General features: G+C 46.4%; 24 protein-coding genes and 1 pseudogene. 13 read left to right on the top strand and 12 right to left on the bottom strand.

All coding sequences use genetic code 11. The features are described from left to right. The first annotated feature begins 32 nt into the window (after positions 1 to 32). A complete protein-coding gene (locus tag UNITIG_RS08560; protein ID WP_101757998.1) occupies positions 33 to 563 on the top strand; it encodes a porin family protein in 531 nt (176 codons plus the stop codon). Positions 564 to 1,895: 1,332 nt separating this feature from the next. On the opposite strand, the gene UNITIG_RS08565 is transcribed toward UNITIG_RS08560, so the two are convergent. Together UNITIG_RS08565 and UNITIG_RS08570 are read right to left on the bottom strand one after the other, a co-directional pair. Next, positions 1,896 to 2,567: a hypothetical protein gene (locus tag UNITIG_RS08565; protein ID WP_101757999.1), complete on the bottom strand. Its 672-nt coding sequence runs from the start codon at positions 2,565 to 2,567 to the stop codon at positions 1,896 to 1,898. 784 nt (positions 2,568 to 3,351) lie between these two features. Next, positions 3,352 to 4,770, bottom strand: a complete 1,419-nt coding sequence (locus UNITIG_RS08570; RefSeq protein WP_101758000.1) for an aldehyde dehydrogenase family protein — start codon at positions 4,768 to 4,770, stop codon at positions 3,352 to 3,354. Positions 4,771 to 4,909: 139 nt separating this feature from the next. Here UNITIG_RS08570 and UNITIG_RS08575 point away from each other — a divergent pair, with 139 nt between their 5' ends. Beyond that, complete coding sequence (locus UNITIG_RS08575) at positions 4,910 to 5,203, top strand: TetR/AcrR family transcriptional regulator (protein WP_101758001.1); 294 nt, start codon at positions 4,910 to 4,912, stop codon at positions 5,201 to 5,203. Positions 5,204 to 5,235: 32 nt separating this feature from the next. Beyond that, a complete protein-coding gene (locus UNITIG_RS08580; protein WP_101758002.1) occupies positions 5,236 to 5,604 on the top strand; it encodes a hypothetical protein in 369 nt (122 codons plus the stop codon). 68 nt (positions 5,605 to 5,672) lie between these two features. On the opposite strand, the gene UNITIG_RS08585 is transcribed toward UNITIG_RS08580, so the two are convergent. Then, positions 5,673 to 6,788 (bottom strand): acyl-CoA dehydrogenase family protein, encoded by a 1,116-nt coding sequence (locus UNITIG_RS08585; RefSeq protein WP_101758003.1) that lies wholly within the window; start codon positions 6,786 to 6,788, stop codon positions 5,673 to 5,675. Positions 6,789 to 7,190: 402 nt separating this feature from the next. On the opposite strand from UNITIG_RS08585, the gene UNITIG_RS08595 reads away from it, so the two are divergent. Genes UNITIG_RS08595 through UNITIG_RS25055 form a run of 7 tightly spaced genes read left to right on the top strand, consistent with a single transcriptional unit; the run spans position 7,191 to position 13,300 of the window. Then, a complete protein-coding gene (locus UNITIG_RS08595) occupies positions 7,191 to 8,642 on the top strand; it encodes a coniferyl aldehyde dehydrogenase (protein ID WP_101758005.1) in 1,452 nt (483 codons plus the stop codon). A gap of 30 nt (positions 8,643 to 8,672) precedes the next feature. Continuing rightward, on the top strand, positions 8,673 to 9,722 hold the full coding sequence (locus UNITIG_RS08600) for an AraC family transcriptional regulator (protein ID WP_101758006.1): 1,050 nt from the start codon (positions 8,673 to 8,675) through the stop codon (positions 9,720 to 9,722). Positions 9,723 to 9,738: 16 nt separating this feature from the next. After that, entirely contained in the window at positions 9,739 to 10,059 is a 321-nt protein-coding gene (locus tag UNITIG_RS08605; RefSeq protein ID WP_101758007.1) for a hypothetical protein, read from the top strand. Then, positions 10,059 to 11,636, top strand: a complete 1,578-nt coding sequence (locus tag UNITIG_RS08610) for a hypothetical protein (protein ID WP_101758008.1) — start codon at positions 10,059 to 10,061, stop codon at positions 11,634 to 11,636. Before UNITIG_RS08605 ends, UNITIG_RS08610 begins: the two co-directional genes overlap by 1 nt. Before the next feature lie 7 nt (positions 11,637 to 11,643). Next, positions 11,644 to 12,426, top strand: a complete 783-nt coding sequence (locus UNITIG_RS08615; protein ID WP_101758009.1) for an enoyl-CoA hydratase-related protein — start codon at positions 11,644 to 11,646, stop codon at positions 12,424 to 12,426. A gap of 51 nt (positions 12,427 to 12,477) precedes the next feature. Beyond that, on the top strand, positions 12,478 to 13,134 hold the full coding sequence (locus UNITIG_RS08620) for a nitroreductase family protein (RefSeq protein ID WP_101758010.1): 657 nt from the start codon (positions 12,478 to 12,480) through the stop codon (positions 13,132 to 13,134). A 37-nt stretch (positions 13,135 to 13,171) separates the two neighbouring features. Beyond that, positions 13,172 to 13,300, top strand: a complete 129-nt coding sequence (locus UNITIG_RS25055; protein WP_255399464.1) for a hypothetical protein — start codon at positions 13,172 to 13,174, stop codon at positions 13,298 to 13,300. Positions 13,301 to 13,320: 20 nt separating this feature from the next. Here the strand turns inward: UNITIG_RS25055 and UNITIG_RS08625 are convergent. The 7 genes and pseudogenes from UNITIG_RS08625 to UNITIG_RS08655 form a co-directional block, all read right to left on the bottom strand. Continuing rightward, positions 13,321 to 14,099: pseudogene (locus UNITIG_RS08625) on the bottom strand (SDR family NAD(P)-dependent oxidoreductase). Between the two features lie 31 nt (positions 14,100 to 14,130). Then, positions 14,131 to 15,030, bottom strand: a complete 900-nt coding sequence (locus tag UNITIG_RS08630; protein WP_101758011.1) for an MFS transporter — start codon at positions 15,028 to 15,030, stop codon at positions 14,131 to 14,133. Next, positions 14,994 to 15,401 (bottom strand): MFS transporter, encoded by a 408-nt coding sequence (locus tag UNITIG_RS08635; protein WP_101758012.1) that lies wholly within the window; start codon positions 15,399 to 15,401, stop codon positions 14,994 to 14,996. The genes UNITIG_RS08630 and UNITIG_RS08635 overlap by 37 nt, the downstream gene beginning before the upstream one ends. Before the next feature lie 31 nt (positions 15,402 to 15,432). Then, the gene (locus UNITIG_RS08640; RefSeq protein ID WP_101758013.1) at positions 15,433 to 16,161 is read right to left on the bottom strand and encodes a glutathione S-transferase family protein; all 729 of its coding nucleotides are present in this window, start codon (positions 16,159 to 16,161) and stop codon (positions 15,433 to 15,435) included. Between the two features lie 76 nt (positions 16,162 to 16,237). Then, positions 16,238 to 16,795, bottom strand: a complete 558-nt coding sequence (locus UNITIG_RS08645) for an NnrU family protein (RefSeq protein WP_101758014.1) — start codon at positions 16,793 to 16,795, stop codon at positions 16,238 to 16,240. Positions 16,796 to 16,850: 55 nt separating this feature from the next. Further along, positions 16,851 to 17,744, bottom strand: a complete 894-nt coding sequence (locus UNITIG_RS08650) for a DMT family transporter (RefSeq protein ID WP_101758015.1) — start codon at positions 17,742 to 17,744, stop codon at positions 16,851 to 16,853. 67 nt (positions 17,745 to 17,811) lie between these two features. Then, the gene (locus UNITIG_RS08655; protein WP_200821236.1) at positions 17,812 to 19,440 is read right to left on the bottom strand and encodes a carotenoid oxygenase family protein; all 1,629 of its coding nucleotides are present in this window, start codon (positions 19,438 to 19,440) and stop codon (positions 17,812 to 17,814) included. Between the two features lie 399 nt (positions 19,441 to 19,839). Here UNITIG_RS08655 and UNITIG_RS08660 point away from each other — a divergent pair, with 399 nt between their 5' ends. From UNITIG_RS08660 to UNITIG_RS08670, 3 genes are read left to right on the top strand one after another with little or no spacing between them, the layout of a single operon-like run. Further along, positions 19,840 to 20,562: a dienelactone hydrolase family protein gene (locus UNITIG_RS08660; RefSeq protein ID WP_101758016.1), complete on the top strand. Its 723-nt coding sequence runs from the start codon at positions 19,840 to 19,842 to the stop codon at positions 20,560 to 20,562. Between the two features lie 8 nt (positions 20,563 to 20,570). Continuing rightward, positions 20,571 to 21,017: a hypothetical protein gene (locus UNITIG_RS08665; protein ID WP_145999131.1), complete on the top strand. Its 447-nt coding sequence runs from the start codon at positions 20,571 to 20,573 to the stop codon at positions 21,015 to 21,017. After that, positions 21,014 to 21,487, top strand: a complete 474-nt coding sequence (locus UNITIG_RS08670) for a MaoC family dehydratase (RefSeq protein ID WP_101758018.1) — start codon at positions 21,014 to 21,016, stop codon at positions 21,485 to 21,487. The genes UNITIG_RS08665 and UNITIG_RS08670 overlap by 4 nt, the downstream gene beginning before the upstream one ends. A gap of 75 nt (positions 21,488 to 21,562) precedes the next feature. Here the strand turns inward: UNITIG_RS08670 and UNITIG_RS25060 are convergent, their stop codons facing one another. Both UNITIG_RS25060 and UNITIG_RS25065 read right to left on the bottom strand, forming a co-directional pair. Further along, on the bottom strand, positions 21,563 to 22,054 hold the full coding sequence (locus UNITIG_RS25060; protein ID WP_101758019.1) for an SRPBCC family protein: 492 nt from the start codon (positions 22,052 to 22,054) through the stop codon (positions 21,563 to 21,565). Further along, positions 21,994 to 22,941: a Rieske 2Fe-2S domain-containing protein gene (locus tag UNITIG_RS25065; protein WP_101758020.1), complete on the bottom strand. Its 948-nt coding sequence runs from the start codon at positions 22,939 to 22,941 to the stop codon at positions 21,994 to 21,996. Before UNITIG_RS25065 ends, UNITIG_RS25060 begins: the two co-directional genes overlap by 61 nt. Between the last annotated feature and the right edge of the window lie 18 nt (positions 22,942 to 22,959).

The raw sequence follows: 22,959 nt of genomic DNA on the forward strand, positions 1-22,959 counted from the left end.
AAAAATTGATAATAATAAACTAAGGACAAGACATGAAATTAAACTTAATATTAGCGGCGCTACTATTTACTTCTATTGCGACAACTGCCAACGCAGAAGGAGGCTATGGCGGGTTTGCAATTCAAGGCACTAACTATGAGGCAGACGGTGTATCAGATGACGCCGATGTAAACGCTATATTTCTAAAATATGGTCGTCGTATTAATAACACATTTTCAGTTGAAGGCCGACTGGGTTATGGGGTGAGTGACGGCTCTGTCGAGGTGCTAGGTGTCGATGTAGATATAGAACTAGATAAGTTTGCTGGTATTTATACCACTGCACGACTAACAACCGACAGCGCATTTAAACCCTACGCGATCATAGGTGCAACTTACGTCGAGTCAAGCGCTTCGGTTGTGGGCGTAACCATAGAGGGCGATGAGACCGGCCTGTCTTATGGAGCTGGTGTAGAGTTGCATATTCATCAAGATGCGGTTATTAACTTAGAGTACATGTCTTACCTTGATAAGGGTGATATAGAAATTTCAGGTATATCACTTGGTATTAACTTCCAATTCTAATCATGTGAACTTGCACTAATAATCCGCATCTCGATGTACAAAGGAATGCTATAGAATTGCAGAAATGATCAAAGGCTACTTCGGTAGCTTTTTTTACACTACAGTGAATAGTCAGGACAGGCACTGCTAAGCATCGGGCACTGCTAAGCATCGGTCGTGAAGGCTCTAAATACGGTATCGATGATTATCTGGAAATTAAATATTTGTGTATGGGTGGCGTGAACAAGTAACCAGCCTGAATACATTAAGCTACAAAACTTAGCCATTAAACCCCTGCAAGCAGGGGTTTTTATTATCGACGACTTACAAGTGCAATGCTAAATGTGGTTCATATTAAATCTGACAAGTCATCGGCAAAGTGCAGCATGTCTGTAGTTGAAGGCACAGCTGCCGACTGGGAAATTAGTTTACGCGGAAGGTAAAGCAGTCGGTATTGCCCCTTAACAGCCTGAGGGCTGTTAAGGCCCTGCGGGCTTCGCCTTCGGCTCGGTCCAAACGCTATGCGCGTTTGTGACCCATTGCAGGCCCGAGTAATTACGTGCGCATTCCAGTTGGCAGGAAATTGGATAGGATCGATCTTATCGCGGCACGATGTTGTTTCGAAGTATCTGCCAGAATGGCAAGTTGATAAATCGGAGTGACCTGAAAAAGGTTTATTTAGGGAAATCGTGCCAACGGTTTCTGTCAGGGGTCAGAGCCACTTTTGTAAACAGCACAAAAGTGGGTCCGACCCCGCACTGTGCCATGGCAAGTATTATTTCTATCCGACCTCGTACCAACGTCTCTAATTTGGCACAGTTGCGACCAGTGGTGATTTTTATCGTTTTAGTCGCTACGTAACCCGAAGCGGGCATATCTTATCCCGTCATTCCCGAAGGCGCACTACTGTTCTGAATAAATCTGAAGCACCCCAGATAAGCCGAAGTCATCCTCGACTTGATCGCCTTGCTGTCCGGGATAAATTAGCAGCTTTAGAGTTTCAGCCTTCACTAATAGCACGAAACGTGTCGAGATAAGTCAGAGACTCAATTTTTTATTCGTCATTCCCGACTCCGATCGGGACAAAAGCACGAAGTGCGTTGAACGCCTGTTTTATTCAAGGCGGCCCGTAGGGTGTACCCAAAACGCTTCACGGGTCAGGCTCAGTGGAACGAATAATCTAGTGCTACAAAGTGCTGAGTAAGGGGCTTTGTATAAACTCCGGGGAAAACTGCACGATTATACTTCGGGATGAGTATTCACACAGCACATACCCAAAACCGACAAATACCAAGACCACTATACGCGTAATCTTTCAGACTGCTCCCGACCTATTTCAAGTTTTTTTAGTGATTAGTGTTGACGGAGAATTTTTGAACCACCAAGGGTGAATATCGCTGACAAGAATAGCCATAATCCACCCGGCAGCGGAACGGCCGAAAGGGACTCAATATTTACTGGCGTACCACACTCCTCTCCATCCAAACAGTTTGAGGTGCTGATTAAGAAGACGCTATCAGCAAAAGTTGTGTCATTACCATAAACTTCACGTGTACGGAAAATCCATTGCTCGTAGGCACCTCCAGTCACAAACTCGATCGGTCCAACTACGTTCATAAGCGTTGGCGTGCCGATATTCAGGTAAGGGCATATCACAAACAGTTGAGTACTATTTCCCTCAGTGCAGTTATTAATGGTTTGGCTTGGGGGTGAGGCGAAAGAGTCTGGGCTAATCAATGTCATGGTAAAGGAGGATTGTATTATGGCGTCCTCGGCCAATATATCTAAACCCGTTAAATAACTGATGCGATGAACGCTCGATTCCCAGTTAAAGGTTCCCTGATCGCTATCAAAAATACCATTGGTCAGATATTCGATGGCACTACCATTATTACTGATATAACTACCTTCAACGGTACCGTTGACGACAGTTTTTGATTGAACCGTAATGCTTCGCAGGGCGGATTGAGCGGGTAAAGCAATGATTAAACTTAAAGTGCAAAAGCCAAGCAATTTCAGAAACATGAGCAAATCCTTTTTGATTATTATTTGGTCGATATTTATACCCCATAATGAGACAGCCGTCCAGTTTCTAGTAACTATCATCCAGCTACCTGGATTACACGAGGCTTGAAGTTATTTTTTCTTCATTAAAGAGTAGCTCTTAACGCTGAGTCAATAAATGTATACTCAGGCCGGTACCTGTCATATTAGCGAAATAAGCGTTTGGATGTTGTATTGAGATATTTAATCCGCTTTTAGCACGGAGCTGCCGCCTGCATAATTATTTTACCTATAAAGGAAATGACAATACCCTACCTACAGCTGACGTATTAATTGCATAGTCATTCCCGTAGGCGCACTGCTGTCCGGGATAAATTTACGGTTTTAGAGTTTCAGCCTTCACTAATAGCACGAAACGTGTCGAGATAAAGTAGAGACTCAATTTTTTATTCGTCATTCCCGACTTGATCGGGGATGACTTCAATTTATCTGGGATGTTTCAGAATTATCCCGGACAGCAATGCGATCAAGTCGAGGATGACTTAGGCTTATTTATGGTGTTTTAGATTTATCCCTGACAGCAGTGCGCTTACCCGAGAATGACGCCAACCACATTACACATTTCTGACTTGTTTCATTAATTTTTAATATTGGCTCCAGCATATTAACAGCCAGCTATAAACCAAGTGGCAGAACGTGCGATTTTTTCACACTTAATTTATAAATTTAAGTCAGGTAGAGTTGAGCCACCAAAACTTAGCCACAAAAACCCCCTGCATGCAGGGGGTTTTCTATTATCAACGACTTATAAGTGCAACGCTTTTAACTCAATAAACTCATGCAAACCAACCGCACCTAATTCGCGACCATTACCTGATTGCTTATAACCACCAAACGGTGCTGCCAGATTAAACGCACCACCATTAATCGTTACCTGCCCAGTGCGCATTTTTCTGGCTACGTGTTTCGCCGCTTCAGCATCAGCTGCCCACACGCCACCGGATAAACCGAATGGGCTATCGTTCGCAATCGCAATCGCTTCCTCTTCCGTGTCATAGGCGATGATGCAAAGTACTGGGCCAAAAATTTCTTCCTGCGCAATAACCATATCGTTAGTCACATCACTAAAAATAGTCATCGCCACAAAACAGCCTTCGGTTTTTCCAGCAGGCATATCCAAACCACCGGTTACCAGAGTCGCGCCTTCTTCTATCCCTTTACGGATATATTTTCTAACCGTTTCCTGCTGTGATTTGGATACCATCGGGCCCATCGCGGCACCTTCTTCAAAGGCACCACCTACCACCACGCTCTCTGCTGCGGCTTTGGCAATGGCTACTACCTGATCCAACGAGGCACGAGGCACAATCAATCGCGTCAATGCAGCACAGGTTTGCCCGGTGTTCATACTTAAACCAATCACTGAACCACCGACGGCGGTTTCCAGATCTGCACCCTCAAGAATCACACAAGCGGACTTGCCACCTAATTCCTGCGTCACCCGTTTCACGGTTGGCGCTGCCAGTTCTGCAATGCGAATACCCGCTTCGGTAGAACCGGTTATGGAAACCATATCCACATCAGGATGACTAACCAACGCTTCACCCACTACCCGCCCCGGTCCGGTAACCAGATTAAACACACCTGGCGGCAAACCCACTTCATCAATAATTTGCGCAAACAAAAATGCGTCCAACGGTGTTTCGGAACTTGGCTTTAACACCATGGTACAACCGGCAGCCAACGCTGGTGCCACTTTGCCAACAATTTGATGCAAAGGGTAATTCCACGGGGTGATAAAACCACAGACACCAATGGCTTCGCGCACAACCAGAGAGTTGCCAATTTGTTCCTCTTGCTCCATCTCCGCTGGCAATTCGATATACGACGCCATCACACCCGTTGGCAAACCAACCTGTACCGCCACCGACCAGGCCACGGGCATACCCAGTTCCTGGGCAATTACAGCACCTAGTTTTTCCTTATTTTCATCCAACTTAGCCGTTAACTGGCCGATAAACGCCGACCGCTCAGCAGCTGAGGTAGCAGACCATGCTGGAAACGCCGCTCTGGCCGCCGCCACTGCCGCCGCTACATCTGCCGCATCACCACTGGGAACCGAACCGCAAGGCTGCTCGGTGGTAGGGTCGATAACCGTAATTTCGCCACTACCTGAGGGGTCAACCCACTGGCCATTGATATAGAATTGCTGAAATTGGTGCATGATTTCATCCTCGATACATATTTTTACAAAAATGGGCTCGTTTCTTTAGGGTTGTTTCGTTTATACTTATTTTCGAACTCGTACTGTTTAAAACAGTCAGTATTGTTTTTAATATATCACTACAGGAATGAAAGAAGCAATGGCCGCTGAGCAACCCAAAAAAAACGATAAGCAAAAAGGACCTAATGACGAAGGCATTAGCTGGCAGGCGCAAAAAAGCGCGATGACCCGCGATCGTATTTTGGAAGCGGCAATCGATTGTTTTATCGACCTGGGTTATACCAATGTCACCACTGCAAAAGTCGCCGACTTTGCCGGGTATCGCGCGGCGCGATGTTGCATCACTTTCCATCCAAGACCGAACTCATCCAAGCTGCCGTTGAATTTCTACACGACAAGCTACTCAACGACTTCACCCACAAAGTCTCGCTAATCCCCAAGGAACTTGAAGGTAAAGAGCGGCGCATGGCCGGTATCGACGCCTACTGGGACCACCTCACTGACGACTTGTTTGTGGTCTACCATGAGCTTTGTGTGGCCGGACGCACGGATAACGAACTCAAAGCCATTCTTGAAAGTTCAGCCGCGCTGTTTGAAGAGCACGTACGGGAATCTAACCGTGAAATGTTTAAAGAATGGAATGATCGCGGCGAGCTGTTTTTACTCGCCATGGACATCACTAAATTTTTAATGGAAGGCATGGCCGTAGGCCAGTGGGGTGCTGATCGTGACCAGCGGGTACGCCGCTTATTGAATTATCTATCTGACCGCCTGGAAGAAATTTTTGCTGACAATGGTCCTACTGCGATTTCACACCATTCTTCTATTAAATGATATGCCATCGCTTTAAAAAAAAAATGCCACTGATTCAGTGGCATTTTTTTCAACATCAATCCGGCGATTCAGGCCGCCAACGTCATATACTGGTCCAGATAATAAGCCTCATCACCATAGAGCATCGCCAATAACAGTAACCGCTTGAAGTGATGACCAACATTTAACTCATCGGTCATACCGATACCGCCGTGTAACTGTACTGACTGCTGTGAAACGAAGCGCCCCGCTTCGGCCAGCTTTACTTTCAAAGCCGCGCATGCCTGGCCGGCCTCGGCACTGCCTTCATCCAATAAAATAGCCGCATTGAATAACAGCGAGCGCGTCTCTTCGACCTTCAAAAACATATCAGCCATGGTATGTTGCAAGGCCTGAAACTTGCCAATTGGCTGACCAAACTGCTCGCGGGTTTTGGTGTACTCAACAGTGGTATCCAATAACACCTGCATCGCGCCCAGCGCTTCAGCGCCCATCGCCACAATCGATGTGGTCAACACCGTATCGATAATCTGCTTGCCCTGACCCAACTGACCCAACCGTTGTGCTGTGGGTATAGCGACCTGATCAAAACGGATATTGGCGCCATGACTGCCATCCACTGCGGTAAAATCTTCACGGCTAAGGCCAGCCGCAGAGGCTTCAACAATAAATAAGCCTAGTCCCTCGTCAGTGGTAGCGGTAACTATAATAAAGTCAGCGCAGTGGCCATTGAGCACAGCAATTTTACTACCGTCTAGACAGTAACCAGTATCCGTCGCGGTTGCCTTGGTGCTGACTGCGGTCCAGTCATAGCCCGCCACCACTTCAGCAAAGGCAAACGCCCATTGCGAACTGCCCTCAATAATGGCGGGAATATAGGTTTGCTGTTGCTCACTAGTACCTACCGCTTGCAAAAAACCGCCGCAGGTTACCGCCGTGGTTAAAAATGGCTCTCTAACCAAGCCTGCACCCAAAGCCTCGCACATCACCATTAAATCTACCGCGCCGCCGCCAAAACCGCCCAGCTCCTCGCTGAAGGGCAAACTCAGCCAACCCAACTCGGCAAACTGCTGCCAGGCCGCTGAGTCAAAGCCCTGCGCGGTCTTCACCAACCTGCGGTGACGCTCTACATCGCAATGGTCACGTACATATTTGTCGACACTGTCGCGCAACAGGGTTTGTTCTTCCGATAAAGCAAAATCCATAACTAACCTATGATTAAAATGCGTATTAAACCAGCGGCAGTATAGTGCTGGTGTCTGGTGTGGCAATACTGGGCTGGTAATAGTGAACAGCCATTTAACATCCCAGAGCCTGACAACCCTGTTTTTTTGTTTATCCTAACAAACGCCAACCTACAAAACAATCAGTCGATACTGTTTTATTTGTTGTCAAATTACCTTAGACTCAAGCCCCCGAATAAGCGATATTTATCAGCACTAGTATCGGTATTGTGGGTAAGTATTGTGTCGCAGCTTTTGGCTCAGTCAGGCCCATCAACGTTTGATAGCTTGCATTATAGCCAGTGATAGCGGGCCTCTGTATTGAATGTAAAGCTCTAATAAACGAGGTAGGCATTACCTCCAGAACAAATAATGGACATCATCATGAATGCGATCAACGACCCTGTCAGCCAAGCCGCAGTAGAACTCAATGACATCCTGCAAGCGCAAAAAAACGCGATTTTAGATGAGGGCTATGTATCAGCTGCCACTCGCATCAATCGTATTGACCGCGCAATCGGCCAATTGCTGAAATATCAGGACGAACTCGCAGCCGCCATGAGCAGTGACTTCGGCCACCGCTCATTACAGCACAGCAAAATGCTCGACGTCGCTGCCGGGGTTGGGCCGCTGCAACATGCAAAAAAGCACCTCAGCAAATGGATGCGGGTAGAGAAGCGTAAAACCTTGTTTCCGCTCAACCTGCTCGGCGCTAACTCTCGTATCGAATATCAACCACTCGGCGTAATCGGCATCATCAGCCCCTGGAATTTTCCGGTTAACTTAACCTTCGCGCCGCTGGCAAATGCCTTGGCCGCCGGTAATCGGGCGATGATAAAACCGTCCGAGTTTACCCCTGCTACCGCCGAGTTAATGAAAAAAATCATCGCCGAAGTGTTTGACCCGACCGAGGTTGCTGTCGTGACTGGCGGTCCCGAAGTTGGCGAAGCGTTTAGTTCACTGGCCTTTGACCACCTTATTTTTACCGGTGCCACCTCCATCGCTCGCCATGTAATGACTGCAGCAGCTAAAAACCTGGTACCACTCACCCTGGAATTAGGCGGTAAGTCACCCGTGATTGTCAGTGCCAGCGCCGACACAAAACTCACTTGTGATCGCATCATGTGGGGCAAAGTTACCAACGCAGGGCAAATTTGTCTGGCTCCTGACTATTGCTTTGTACCGGAAGACCAACTGGATACCTACGTTGAAGGCTTACAAAAATCCGTCGCCCAAATGATCCCCACCATATTAAACAACCCTGATTACACTTCAGTTATTAACGAGCGCCACTATCAACGGTTGCAATCCTATATCACCGACGCCAAAGAAAAAGGCGCCACCATTATTGAAATAAACCCGGCTCACGAATCCTTTATCGACCAGCCCTTTTACAAAATGCCACCGACCCTGATACTCAATGCCAGCGACGATATGCTGGTGATGCAGGAAGAAATTTTTGGCCCACTGATGCCGGTAAAAACCTACCGCGATCTCAAGGACGCCATTCGTTACATCAATAGCAAACCCCGTCCTTTAGGCTTGTACTATTTTGGCAGTGATAAGGCCGAAGAGCGCGAAATTCTAGAGCACACTACCTCTGGTGGAGTCACTATCAATGACGTATTGATGCATGTATCACAGGAAGACTTACCTTTCGGCGGTGTTGGCCCCAGCGGTATGGGTTCTTATCACGGCTTTGATGGCTTTAAAACGTTTAGCCATGCCAAATCCATCTTCCGCCAGTCAAAAATGGATGTGGCAAACATGACCGGAATGAGCCCGCCCTTTAATGACAAAACGGAAAAAACGATTAAGCAAATGCTAAAAAGTTAAAGCCAGTGCAGCTGCAGGAACAACATAGTGATGCCTAATATTCCCATCCATTACATTCACGCCTGCTTAAGCGGTGTGGAGCAGCACAGCGCTGCATTTGATGCTTTATTAACGCGGGCAGAGATTCCGAAAAGCACCTATATGGCAAATTATGGCGGCGTCCGGCCTGAACAATTTGTCGCACTGGTGCAAGCCGTATCGCAACATTTGAATGATGAATTTTTTGGCTTAACGCAACAGCCGTGCAAACCTGGCCTCTTCGCCACCATGGCAAGACTGACCAACCATTCATCCTCATTGGGCTGTATGTATCAAGAATGGATAAATTTTTATAATGTGGTACGGGATGACATTAGCATGCACATGGAATCCCATGACGGCCGCACTGTTATTAGCGTGCAACTAACTCACCCGGAAAAAGACAAAATGCATTTCCTAATGGACTGCACATTAGTGGCCCTGCATCGCTTTGCCAGCTGGCTCACCGGCAAACATATCCAGTTACAACAGCTGCGATTAAATTTTAAAAAACCGTCACACCACGCGCTTTATGCGCAACTCTTTAATTGTGATATCAGCTTTGACGCTGATAAAACAGCACTGGTATTCAACGAAGAGTATTTAGCACTACCTTTGATCAGAGGTAATCTAGAGCTAAAAACCGCACTGAAAACAGCGCCCTCTTTATTAATGGACTTACCGGATAAAAATACTTTTAGTACCGATACTATTCGCGCTATCTTAAACTATTACCAACGCCATCAGCGCTTTCCTTATACTCAACAGACAGCGCATATACTTGCTACCAGCCAAAAGACATTAAGACGAAAGCTTAACCGTGAAGGCACCAGCTTTCAGGATTTAAAAGATCAATTACGTAAAGATATTGCAATCGATAAACTGATGAATGAACACATCAGCCTCGAAAGCATAGCCGACGAACTAGGCTTTTCCGATAAAAATACTTTTGCCAGAGCGTTCAAACGCTGGACCGATTTAAGTCCCGGCCGTTACCGCGAACAAAGTCTAATGATGAATTTACACAGTCGTCACGCCAACAACCTCTCTATTTTTTATTAACCAGAATGACACTGTTATGAAATCACTAAGACCAGGTCTGGCATTAGATTATTGGCATTTAGAGCCACCGAAAGCTTTTTTACTGCACACACTAATCGCCAAGCCACTGATATCTATTGTGCACCCATTGCGTAAAAACTTACCAATGTCTAGGGCGGATAAACAACAAGAAACGATTAACGCAGTAACAGAAAAACTCACTGATGAAATTTCATTATCTGGCCGCAAAGATAAAATTAAAAATCGCTTGCATGCATGCCAGCAATCACGAGCAGCTTCGCTGTCAATTGCTGGCGACGAACTGGCCCTTACCACCATGGCCGAGTTAATCCTGTAATGCAAAATCAGACCCGTCCAAATCCTTATAGCATTACCGATAACACACCGATTATTATCGGCTCCGGGCAATATACCGAACGCATCAAACCGCAACTATTACCACCTTACAACTCACCTATGGCACTGGCGGCAATCGCCAGCCAAAACGCAATTAACGATAGTGGCATTCCCTCTTTAGCTGAACATATCGATACAATTGCTGTGACGCGCTTATTTTCAGACTCCACCAGTCATTGGCCTTCGCCTTATGGCAGGAGCGATAACCCACCGCAATCAGTAGCCGTTCGTATAGGCGCTCAACCATCAGAGCGTATTTACAGCGAGGTCGGTGGTACCCAACCGCTACAACTATTAATTGAAATGAGTCATGACATTGCTCGCGGCGAGAAAACATTGGTGCTACTAACCGGCGCCGAAGCTATAGGCTATGAAAAATTACATCGCCGTAAAGGCGTTATCGACAACTGGAACGAAACGTTTACCGAGCCCCTAGATGATAGAGGTTTTGGTGAGCGCATGGCAGCACCACAGGAAATCGACAATGGTTTAATGTTGCCGATATTTTATTATTCATTAATTGAAAATCAGCGAGCCTATCTGCAGGGGCATGATGCACAACAACACCGCAGCGCCATGGCACAACTACTAGCCAACTTAAGTTCTGTCGCTGCCAAAAATAAATATGCCCACTCGAGAAAAAACCACACCTTCGACGATTTGATACTGCAAAACCGTGATAATTATTTGCTCAGCCAACCTTATAGTAAAAAATTTGTTTCGCAAGACAATGTCAATCAGGCTGCCGCGATTTTAGTTACCAGTGTCGGCAAAGCCAAAGCACTAGGCATAGCGTCAAAGCACTGGATATTTATTGATGGCTTTGCCCAAGCCAATGATCACTTCCTGAGTCAACGCCCGTCGCTGGCGAAATCAGCAGCCATGGAGGCAACACTTAAAAACTGCCTGTCTATGGCGAATAAAACTATCGATACTATCGACATCGTCGATCTGTACAGCTGCTTTCCCTGTGCGGTTACCGCCGCCTGTGAAACCTTGCAACTGCCTATGGATGCCAGCAACAAAGCAACCATAACCGGTGGCCTGCCCTTTTTCGGCGGTCCCGGTAACAACTACAGTATGCATGCTATTGCCGAAGCGAGCAGCCATCTAAAACGCCAAAAATCATCCGCCTTAATCACCGCCAATGGCGGCATGCTGTCCAAGCATGCGGCTGTCATTCTCTCTGGGTATTGCAACAATAAAACCCTGACAATTGACTGGCAACACAGCGAAGCGACGTCCTTGCCCGCCTCACAGTTTCCAGCCAAACCCTTTTGCGCCAACCCCGAAAGCGGCTCTGTTCTCAGCCATACCATCAAGTATGTTCGCAACGGGATGGATGAAGTTATTATTATCGCCGAAACAATAAACGGGGAACGCTTTGTTGCCCACAGCAACGACCCCAGTACTGTTACCGCCGTCGAAATAGCCTCACCTATCCACCGTCAGGTAGCAGTAACGCAGACCACACAAAACAAAACATACAGCAACCACTTCTCCTTTATTAGCGGATAAGCCAACCATGACCAAGCCCTATGAGTTTTGCCTAGTAGAGAAAAAACAACATCTCTGGGAAGTAACCATCAACCGGCCTGAGATGCTAAATGCTTTGCACCCGCCTGCAAACTTTGAACTGGAATCCGTCTTTAACGATTTTGCCAGTGATGACGACGCCTGGGTGGCAATTTTGACTGGCGCCGGTGACAAAGCTTTTTCTACCGGCAACGATTTAAAATACCAGGCCAGCGGTAAATCCCTGACTTTTCCTGACACTGGATTTGCTGGTCTGACCAAGCGCTTTAATTTAGACAAACCTATCATCGCCGCTGTTAACGGTTTTGCTATGGGCGGCGGTTTTGAAATCGCTTTAGCCTGCGACCTGATTGTCGCCGATGAAAACGCCAGCTTTTCTTTACCTGAACCCAAAGTCGGCTTAGCCGCACTCGCGGGTGGCATTCATCGGCTACCCCGACAAATTGGCGAGAAACTTGCCATGGAATTATTATTCACGGGCCGCAACGTTAGCGCAGAGGAAGCTAAACAGATAGGATTAATCAATCGAATTTGCAACGCCGGTGAAGCTCTTGGTGCCGCCCGCGAGCTGGCTGATGAAATACTGCAATGCTCACCTATGTCCATACAAATCAGCAAGCAAATGTGTCGACAGGGGCAGCAAATGGCTGATTTGGAAACCGCTATCAACTATCGCTATGATGCTTTTGACAGACTGATCAATAGCCACGATTTTGTGGAAGGACCAAAGGCCTTTGCGGAAAAAAGAAAACCGCGATGGTCATCCAAGTAAAGCGGTAAATGCTAGCTCACTACTCGCGCAATAAAAAACAGGACGATAAAAATGACCAAACTACATTTAACCGCCGACGAAGTGTTAACAACCACCCGTGCCGTGCGCAAACGATTGGACTTTGAACGCCCGGTACCAATGGCCATTATTAAAGAGTGTTTGGAAATAGGCATGCAAGCACCCTCCGGCTCCAACTCTCAGGGCTGGCATTTTGTTATCGTTACCGATGCAGAAAAAAAGCGCCAAATTGCGCAATGGTATCAAAAATCTTTTGCCGCTTATGAAGCCGGCCCTGCACAACCGACCAAGCAACATGCTGATGACCCTTCGATGAAGCGCACTCAGGAAAAGGTGTTAAGCTCAGCCCAATTTTTAGCGGCCAATCTCGATAAAGCCCCTGCTATGCTAATTCCCTGCTTTGCCGGCCGCCTCGATCAACCCGACATTCCTCACTATCAAGTGGCTGGCACTTATGGCTCGATACTGCCAGCCGTATGGAGTTTTATGCTAGCAGCGCGAGAGCGCGGTATTGGTACCTGCTGGACTACTTTGCATTTAGTCTACGAGCACGAAGTTGGAAAAATTTTAGGCATACCTGAAAACTATAGCCAAGCCGCGCTAATACCTTTGGCCTATACAGCGGGTACCGACTTTAAAAGTGCACCGCGCAAACCTTTGGACGGTGTGCTGCATACTGACAGTTGGTAATATAGCCCGACGTATAAATAATGCCCGGTGGCTCAGCATGACTGATAAGAAAATTACGCGCAGCAAGGATGACGACCACACCGAAGCCTGCGCCCAAAAACGCCCGCCAGAGCAAGTAAGCCAGATGACAGGGCGAAGCAGCCTACAATCAGAGTGTATTCAATAGCCTTTTATAGGCTCGATATACTAAAACCCCACCCCTTTTGTAAACCCACCATCAACCACCACATTGGCACCATTCATCCAGCTCGCCATAGGGCTACAAACAAAAACAGCCACATTCGCCACTTCTTCCGGTGTCCCTAAACGTTTCGACGGATGATCCAAACGGTCGCGCTCATAAAGTTCAAAGTAAGATTCTTTAATATCTGCCCAAGCACCACCTTCGACGTAAATAGGGCCAGGCGACACCGAGTTGCAACGAATACCTTCACCTCCCCACTTTTGAGCCAGTTGTGCGGCATGATTGATAGTTGCAGCTTTCATCGCACCATAGCTCGGGCACACTGGCACATCATGATGCTCAAACGCAGTAATAGTCGCTATTTGCAAAATAGCGGCAGCGTTAGACTCCAGCAAAAATGGGTAAGCGGCTTCTGTCATTGCCACTGCGCTCATCACATCTATATCAAAATTATTTTTCCAGGCTTGAGGGGTAAACTCTAAACTGGATGAGGCACTGGTATTACTAATAACAATATCAATACCCCCAAGCGCTCTGCGGCACTTTTTACCCACTGCGACACGGCATCATAATCGGCAGCATCAACGCTATCACCGATAATAATAGTGTCGCCACCATACTTTGCTGATAACGCATTAACCGCCTCAGTTACGCCTGCTTCACCACGGGCAAAGAATGCCACCGATGCCCCTTCTGTTAATAATCTTTCAACGATGGCCAGTCCAATACCACGACTACCTCCTGATACGATGGCTTTTTTATTTTGTAATTGTAAATCCATCTCGCGCTCCGTAATAATCAAAAATTAATGTTTATTGGCTCGGTTCAGTATCACTGATATAAGGGTTTGGTTTTTTAAGTAACAAACTATAAACCCACAGTAAAGCGATCACTCCTGCGGCTAACCAGTAAATACTGCCCGGCGAAAACTTATATAAAAAACCACCCGCCAGAGGGCCAAACACTAAACCCATAGCCGGTATCGAAGAATTTATCCCTGCCAAAGCACCCTGCTCATGCGGTGCGACCACTAAAGTCGGGGTCACCATAAAGCCGGGGGTTGCTAAACCCATACCAAAACCGAATAGTGCCATCCCACTTAATAAGAAAGTCGTCTGCGTTGCATTAGCAATTAATAAATAACCGCAACAAACTAATGGCAGACCGCCCTGTAATAAGCGTAAGGGATGACCTCGCCAGCGCTGCACAAGCACTAACTGTGAAAACAACATAGCCGATGAGGAGGCCACCATGGCCATAGAAAACTGCATGACGGCTTCGTCTCTTGATAGGCCTAATCGATCTTCAAAATAAAAACCCAATGTCATCTGCACCATGCCCAGCATAGTGAAGCACACTAAACTCACCAGAATATAACTGCGGTAGCGCGGGTCAAAATAACGCAATCTTGACGTCACTACAGCTTGCTCAAAAAGCTTGGGGCTTTCTGGCAAAAACAAAACCACCAGCGCCACCATTAACAAGGTAAATGTCGCATGTATGATTAACGGCGCAAGAAAACCGAACACCACGAAAGCGGCAAAGGCGGGACCTAACATCGTTCCAATTTGACTGGCCGCACCCAGCCGGCTTAATTGCGCGGTGCGCTGTGCCAATGGCACCGAGTCAACGACATAAGCAGAACTACTGGGTACGGTAGCACACATAAACCACACTAACGCCACCCGGGTGCCGACAAACAAGCCGTACATAAAAAACCCGAGACAAGCCCTGCTAAACCAAGGTAGCTAATACCACTAAAAATATACGTTCCAATAGAATAGCCAAGCAGCCCCACAATAATAATCGGCTTCCTGCCGGTCTTATCACTGCGACGTCCCCAATAGGGTGCGCCTAAAAAAAATGCCAAAGACGTTAACGCTGTCAGTGCAGTGATAGCTAATTCTTTTGGCTGAAAATAAATACCGAGTGCGGGTAAATCTACAATTAATAAATCAACACCCAGCTCTCTACCCAGCATTGGCAAAATCGCAAACACCACGGTTTGCCCCATGCCGATAGCCACTAGCGCACCGTACAATAAAACCTGAGTACGCCAGGGTAAACCGTTCGCTACAGACATGATTATTTCTCTGGCAACAGGGATAACAAGATCACACCAGCGCCTTTTGGTCGGCAGCAGTGCCAGCAGGCAAGGTCAGTAAGTCCACCCGCTCGCGCCAGGCCATTAAAGCAGGCAATTCCAACATCAAGGCATTCGCTTCCTGGGCGCGCTCTAACACGGTACACATACTCACAACACTGATATCGGCAATAGATAGCGCATCGCCTAACAAAAACTCATGCGCTGACACTACTGTATTTATCGCTGCAAAATGTTTAGCCACTTCGGCACACACAGCAGCAGGTTCTTTTCTACCGATACCTTGGGCACTCGCTTGCTTGCCAATAATTTTTCCAATCATTGGCCGCAACACCTTAACCAGCAAGCCCTTGTCGTCCATCAATAAATCGTCAGCTAATAAACCGGCATTATGCGGCCAGCAGCGCATGGTTAAATCATAAAAATACAAACTTTCATCAGCCCAATCTTCAAGAATATGCATCTGTGCCTGTAACAATGGATCAGTAGGCGTTAACGGCTTACTACTATCCAGGGCATCTAAATACGCAACAATATCAGTGCTATCGGCTATAAACTTCCCAGCATGCTCCAGGATAGGCGCCTTACCGCGTGGATTAATCTTTTTAATCTTCCCCGCACCACTGATACCGTAGTCAACAGTATCAAACGCTATTTGCTTGTAATACATGACGCGCCGTATCTTGGCTGCGAACGGCGATACCCGATATTGATGCAGTATAGGTTTATCAATAGCCATAAAAATTCACTTCATACAGTAATGAGCAGTGTAGCTACTCAGGTTTTTGTTACGCAATGTAAGATACCGACGCACTTTACAATAATACGAAGCCGCCGCTGATATAAGGATGTAAATACAAGCCGCCACCATAAATAACCGCGGTAACTATTAACCACAGTATATCTCTAGACACGGCAACAGCTGGCTTGGCTTGCGGTGGTTTTCTTCGCGTTAATGAGACGGTTTTAAAAATGGCAAACACGAAAAAACTGCCAAACAACAATACAGACGCCAAATCGCCATTAGCCGACAAATGCGCCAAACCCCAGAATGCAACAAATGCCAGCATAGGATGATGTAATTTGCGCTTTATATTGGTGGGTAAAAAAATCGCAGCAAAACAAGCCATTGAAAGCAGCATCAAACCATGAGTAATATGCCTCCCCCATACCGGTGGCTGCCATAACTCTATAAACTCAGCCTGACCTTTGCCCTGTACCAATAACACCATCCCCAGCAAAGAAAGCAACGCATAAAAAGGCATATAACCTTTCTCGCCCATCACCCCAATTAATCTTGCCCGGGTATTACCAATATTGGGTATGCAATGTATTGCATAGAAAATAACTAAACCCACTACTAATGTATTCATTATCCACCTATTATTTTTTTGGTTAAATTCATGGCTTTACTTTATCCGATAATTGTTAATGCCGGTTATTGCGCTTCAACAATAGTGAAAACATATTCTCGTATAAAAATAGGCCTAACAAAATCAAGGCTGAACCAATCAGTGCGGTAGTGGTTAATTGTTCACCTGCTACAAACTTGCCGATCATTAATGCACCCACCGGTGTAATCAACAAAATCAGCGATACCAAGCCCACACTCACTCTTTTTAATACGTAAAAAAATGTTACGAAGCCGAGCAATGATCCAACTATTGCCAAATAGCCTATAGCGATGACACTGGTAGGACTAAACACCAGATGGATATTGCCATCCAGAAGCCACCAACCAAGCAACAAGCCTGGAATCGAAAACACCATGGAGCCTACCGTTTGATTCAACGGCGACATCGATTGCTCAGCCCCAAAACGTTTGACCAAAACCGCACTCAGTGAAAATAATAGGGTTGAACAAAGCACCAGACCGATACCGATACCACTGCTGTTATCGACAACAATCTGCCCATAATAAATAGTGATCAAGCCAGCAATAGCAATAATTTGTGCAATCGTTTTTTGTACCGTAAATAAGCTACCACCTAATAAAAAATAAGCAACAACACTGGTAACAAAAGGAGCCAAACCCATAATGACAGCGATTAACCCCGAACTTATCAATTCCGCGGCATAGTAAATCAATACCAAATTAGGAAAAATCCCAATAGAACCTGCCAGATAAATTTTAAAATAACGCGGCCGTAAAACTTCACTGCGGCGGCTAATAGCAATAATCAACGAACCCAACGCGACGGCCAACAAAGTACGTAACAAAATCGCCGCGATGGGTGTAACACTGTCATTGCTTAACTTTATCGCCAACGGAGTAGTAGACCATATAACGAGCGCTAATAAATACGCCAACTTAGTCAACAATTTCTGCTCCGCTTATTTCTTCCAGGTCAACTCGCGATATTAATTCGCGTGCATAAAACAATACTCGTTAACTTAATTGCAAGTTATCGAGTTGCTGCTGATTGAGCCAACAACCATGCACCCCATAAGGCACTCGTTGTGGCAGATGCAATTTAGCAAGCTCTTCCATACTGGCCGCATCAATAATCACCACGTATGAACTCTCTTCCGACATTAATATATCAATAAGATAACCGTCATCCTCGGCACTGGCATTAGCTTTAGCTACATATAGAGCTTCGCCGCCCAAGTGATCTCCATAGTCAAAATATTTGACTTCTTTTTCATTGAGTAAGTCGTACTTCATAACGCCCTTACCCATAATGCCGCCACTGCCTTGCTCATCCAGTAAATACGCATACTGTGTTTTTTGACCGATATAGGCCGTGTTATAACTGGGACGCTCATAAAAATGTTCCATTAGCTGCCGCTGCTCCGTCACTTCACCGGTATCCAGATTCAATCGATAAACATGCATCTGGGCATGCGGTTCCCTTGGCGAATGGATAGGCACATCCGAAGGATAAGAGCGAAACACAGGCGTATACAACACAATATCAGTACCGCCATCGGCTCGCGTTTCTTCCCAGCCATTAATGGTATGCCATATATGCCCCGGCAGATCAGTCACAAACCAGCGGATAGCTTCACCTGCCTTGTGGTTACGATTAATCACCCCAAAACGCATTTTATAATCGGCATCAAAATAGAAAGGGCTCTTATGCTCACCGGTTAAACCCTTGCTATCAAAGCGCATAGACAGGTCTGGGAAAACGGTAAAGTTTTTAGTTAAAAAGTAATCATGTAAAAAACTTAATGCGGGCTTAGCTTCATACAATAAATCGTGACTCTTTAACTTACCTTCACTCACAATGCTGTAGTGAATCTTGCCACTCATAATATCAGTACTATAGGTATACCAATCACCAGTCGCCGGATCAATCTTGGGATGGGCGGTGAACGGCGTGTCTAGCTGATTACCAAATCTCTCCCACTCGCCGTCGCCATCAATATGCAATCGGCCTGCACTATTTTTTAGCTGCAGCGAAAACGGGTAACCCGTTTCCTGCAAACAATATAATTTCCCATGATGGTATTGGATAGCCGTAGTAGCAGAACTATTCTCACAATTATCCAAAGCAGGAATAACTTTGAAACGCTTTTTCAACAAATCTACAATGATTTTGAATAAAGCCGCTTTTCCGCCACCAGCAAGATCACCAAACTGACTGTAAATTTCATCTCCAGCAGCATCCTCGATTTTAAAACGAGGGGTTCTCACATAGGTATTGGAGTAAGTGGCCACGCCGTCTTTAATTTGAAGCTGATGCAACATGCCCGCGCCATTAAACATATGCATGCGGCTATTCGTATTTTCAAACTGGGTATTGGTGCCATTGCGAATATAAACGCCTTCCAAATCGGCAGGAATCGTCCCCTCTACTTTCACTTCAGCATGACTTAATTCGTTATGCACGGGAAGAAAACCCGGCTTTGAATAGGCGATGTTACGATTATAATTTTCAATATCCAAAGCTTGCGCAATTTTTTTATCCGCTAATGACAGCAAGGGACGGGGAAATAGAACCAACAATATAATCAGCGCTAACGGCACCGCTAGCAGACACAAAATAAGATAAGCGACAATTGATAACATAATTTATTTTCCTGACACGATTGATAAGCATATGCAGGCCAATGACCCGCTAAAGGTACGGAGATTAAATTTTAGTCATTATGGTCACACCCGGACTAACTTAAAATTATTGCCCAGATTTTTCCTATGTCGTCGCCGCTATCAGCCAAGACACAAAACACAACACTAAATGGTTGCCAGTACAACATAGAAAGCGCCAAATCGCACTGGCCAAAGGGCTTAGTCGTTGCATTTGCTGTCTAACTGGAAAATCGATTATATGAACCTTAAGACTTTAGTCGACTGGCAAATATCAGGATAAGGTTTAACATATCGCCCATCAGTAACGGTGAAATCTCTACCCCTCGTAAACTGAACGGCCTATTTTACAGTGAGCAATAACGCTATCGGATGCACTTAATGACCACCAAAGCCACCCACATTGATTACCACGACGGCAATACTATCTGCAAAGGTATTTATTTTACCCCTGAAAATAGCCGCGAGCACTTGCCTGTTGTTTTAATTTGTCACGCATGGGATGGACTAGTACAGGAGGTGAAAGATAAAGCCATCAAGCTGGCAGAGTCTGGCTATATCGCTTTTGCCATTGATGTCTATGGCAACGGCAAAACACTGACGGATATGGCCGATATGATGCCTACCGTTGCACCGTTTATGGCTGACCGCAAGGTGTTACTAAAGCGTTTGCGCGCCGCGGTAGACGCCGCAAAGATTATCCCTGGCGCTGACAGCAGCAAGATCGCTGCTATGGGCTATTGCTTTGGCGGCCTCTGTGCTCTCGACCTGGCCCGTGGTGGCCACAACGATATCCAATCTGTTATTTCTTTTCATGGCTCCTTATTGCCTAACGGAATCGATACCCCGCATACAATTCCAGCAAAGATTCTTGCTATCCACGGCCACGACGACCCTATGGTCCCTCCTGAACAAGTGGCCGCGTTCCAACAGGAAATGACGGACAAAAAAGCAGATTGGCAATTTATTGCTTACGGCCATACAGTGCACTCGTTTACTCGCCACGATGCCAACAACCCCGACTTAGGTACCGTCTACAATGAAACCGCAGATCGTCGCTCATGGCTGACCATGCTTAACTTCTTAACTGAAACTTTACAATGACACTGACTATGTCCATCCCCGCAGAAACAGAAATAACCGGCTTAGTGGGTCATCAATTTCCAGGTGGCCGTTATACCATTGCCCACTGGGAAAATTTTTTACTGACCGGCTGCACTGGCGCCGAACCGCTAGCTAATGGCGTTGTGCATCCAGTGGCACTTTTCCACGTACCGATTATGGGTGCCGGTACCAACATTGCTGAAATGTTTAAACTGGGTCAGGCCGAGTCAGACTTATCCATCATTCCCGAAAGTTACGACTGGGAAATTTTCGAGCCACTCAAAGAAGACATGGAATATCATATCAGCGGAGAAATTGTTGCCGCTGAACGCCGCCATAATGAACAGGGCCAAATTTACGATTGGCTGCAGTTTTGTTTTGAACTTAAAAACCCTAACCAGCAATTAACCGCACGCTCAATTATCACCTGGCAATACACCAGAAATACATTATGAGTCAGTCAACTGTGTTTAGCATCAACGGCCAGTTATTAAAGATTGGCCACCACATACCTGAATGGGAAATGGCCAGTGTCAGCCCAGAAAAAATGCGCACTATGGCAGCGATATTAAGAGATCCCAACCCATTACATTGGGATCGCACCGCCGTCGCTGCACTACCGCTTGGCCTGGGCATGCGCACCATCAACCAAGGCCCTCTTGGCTTAAGCTACATGATCAATATGCTGCATTGCTGGACGGGGCCTGAATCGATAAAACGGTTGCATATGACGTTTCCGCAAGTTGTACTCGACGGGGAACACGTCGTCGCCAAGGGCACCATCACCCAATTACGTACTGAAAAAAATCAAGCACTAGTGGATTGTGATATTTGGTTAGAACATCAAGAAAGAGGCGTTTTATTATCTGGCAACGCTACTGTTTGCCTCAATACTAATGACGCAAATCCATTGAATAATGATTAAGTCAAGTTGACTGAGCCAACCCTGAGCACTTTACTGATAGCAGGGATTTAAGGCACTTCGCACTCAGCGAAATAATCAAGTTTCATTAGTCCCCACTTTTTTGGGCCTGCGACCCTCGATGTAATCATCAATCAACTCATGCAGCCGTTGGGTGCGGCTTTCCTGGCCGGATAAATACGCGCCTTTATAAGCTCTTGAACGCATGCCCTGCTGCTGAGCTGAAAATATTGCCAAGTCTTGATCGATCGTCATTCCCATTGACTGCTCGCCCAGCATAAACATTTCATGCTCCACTACTGCATCGCGCGCCACGAAGCCATCAGTAGTAAATACCATTGACGTTACCCCCTCGGGCGCGGGAGCGTACCACCAGTTATCAAAAATACATTGCTCAGGGTCGGTAGGGTGTGGTCTGGCTCTTAGAAAGTGAAAACCATCAACCCACAATGACACGGCAAAATTAGGGAATAAGGTGTAATGATAAGCATCTGTTAACTGACTATCGTTCAGTTGATTAAAGTATTCATAACCTCGACCCGGCCCAAGTTTTCGCCGGGCTTGTTGCAAGGCTTCCCGGGTTTCCTCGCCGCGCCCTTGAAATCAGCGGGATCCAATTCCCACTCCCGCAAGATACTCGCTAACGGCTCGCCAATTTCTGCTTCTTTATCAATCGACGGGCCACCGTAACCACCTAACATAATCATCCGGCTGTGACCTTCATCAGCCATATCGAATCGAGTATTTTTGTAGTTGGTATCAACACCGGAATGGATACGTGATTTTTCGATACTGACACCCTTGGGACGGTGCACGGTATTGACGTGATAGGACTCGTTAAAATTATCCATCACCACTTTCCAATTCACCGGCAACAACACACTTTTAGCGACATAGCGCTTCCAGTTTTCAATACCATAGACTTCCCAGTCATCCCACACCGGCCCCAAAAATTTCTTAAGACTAACACTCTCTGGATCCATATTAATCCAGATAAAACCGGCGAAGGTTTCACTCTTAACTGGCTCGAGTGTTACCTTGCCGCAGGGATTACCCGCAGGAAAATCTTCAGGGTCCTGCACAAAATCCAGCTCACCATCACGGGTCCAGGCCCAGCTATGGTAGGGACAAACAAAACGCCTGACGCTACCTTTGGCTCGACTAACTAAACGCTGGCCCCGATGCTGACACACGTTATAAAACGCTTTGATACTGCCATCATCCTGTCGCACCATCAGTATCGATTCAGCACCCACTTCTTCTTGCTGCCAATCACCGGGATTTGGCAATTCATCTTCACGCCCTAACAGCAGCCACACTTCAGCCCACATATGCTCAAATTCTTTATCTGCAAATGCTTTCGATGTGTAGTGATAGCCTTCAATGTTATGTCCGCGCAATGCTTGTTGTGGCCACCCAGGTAAATCCGACTTATGCTTGTTATTGTTCGCTGTCACAATTCATCCTCGGCCATC

The sequence above is a fragment of the Oceanicoccus sp. KOV_DT_Chl genome (genome assembly GCF_900120175.1).
Classification (GTDB): Bacteria; Pseudomonadota; Gammaproteobacteria; order Pseudomonadales; family Dasaniaceae; genus Oceanicoccus.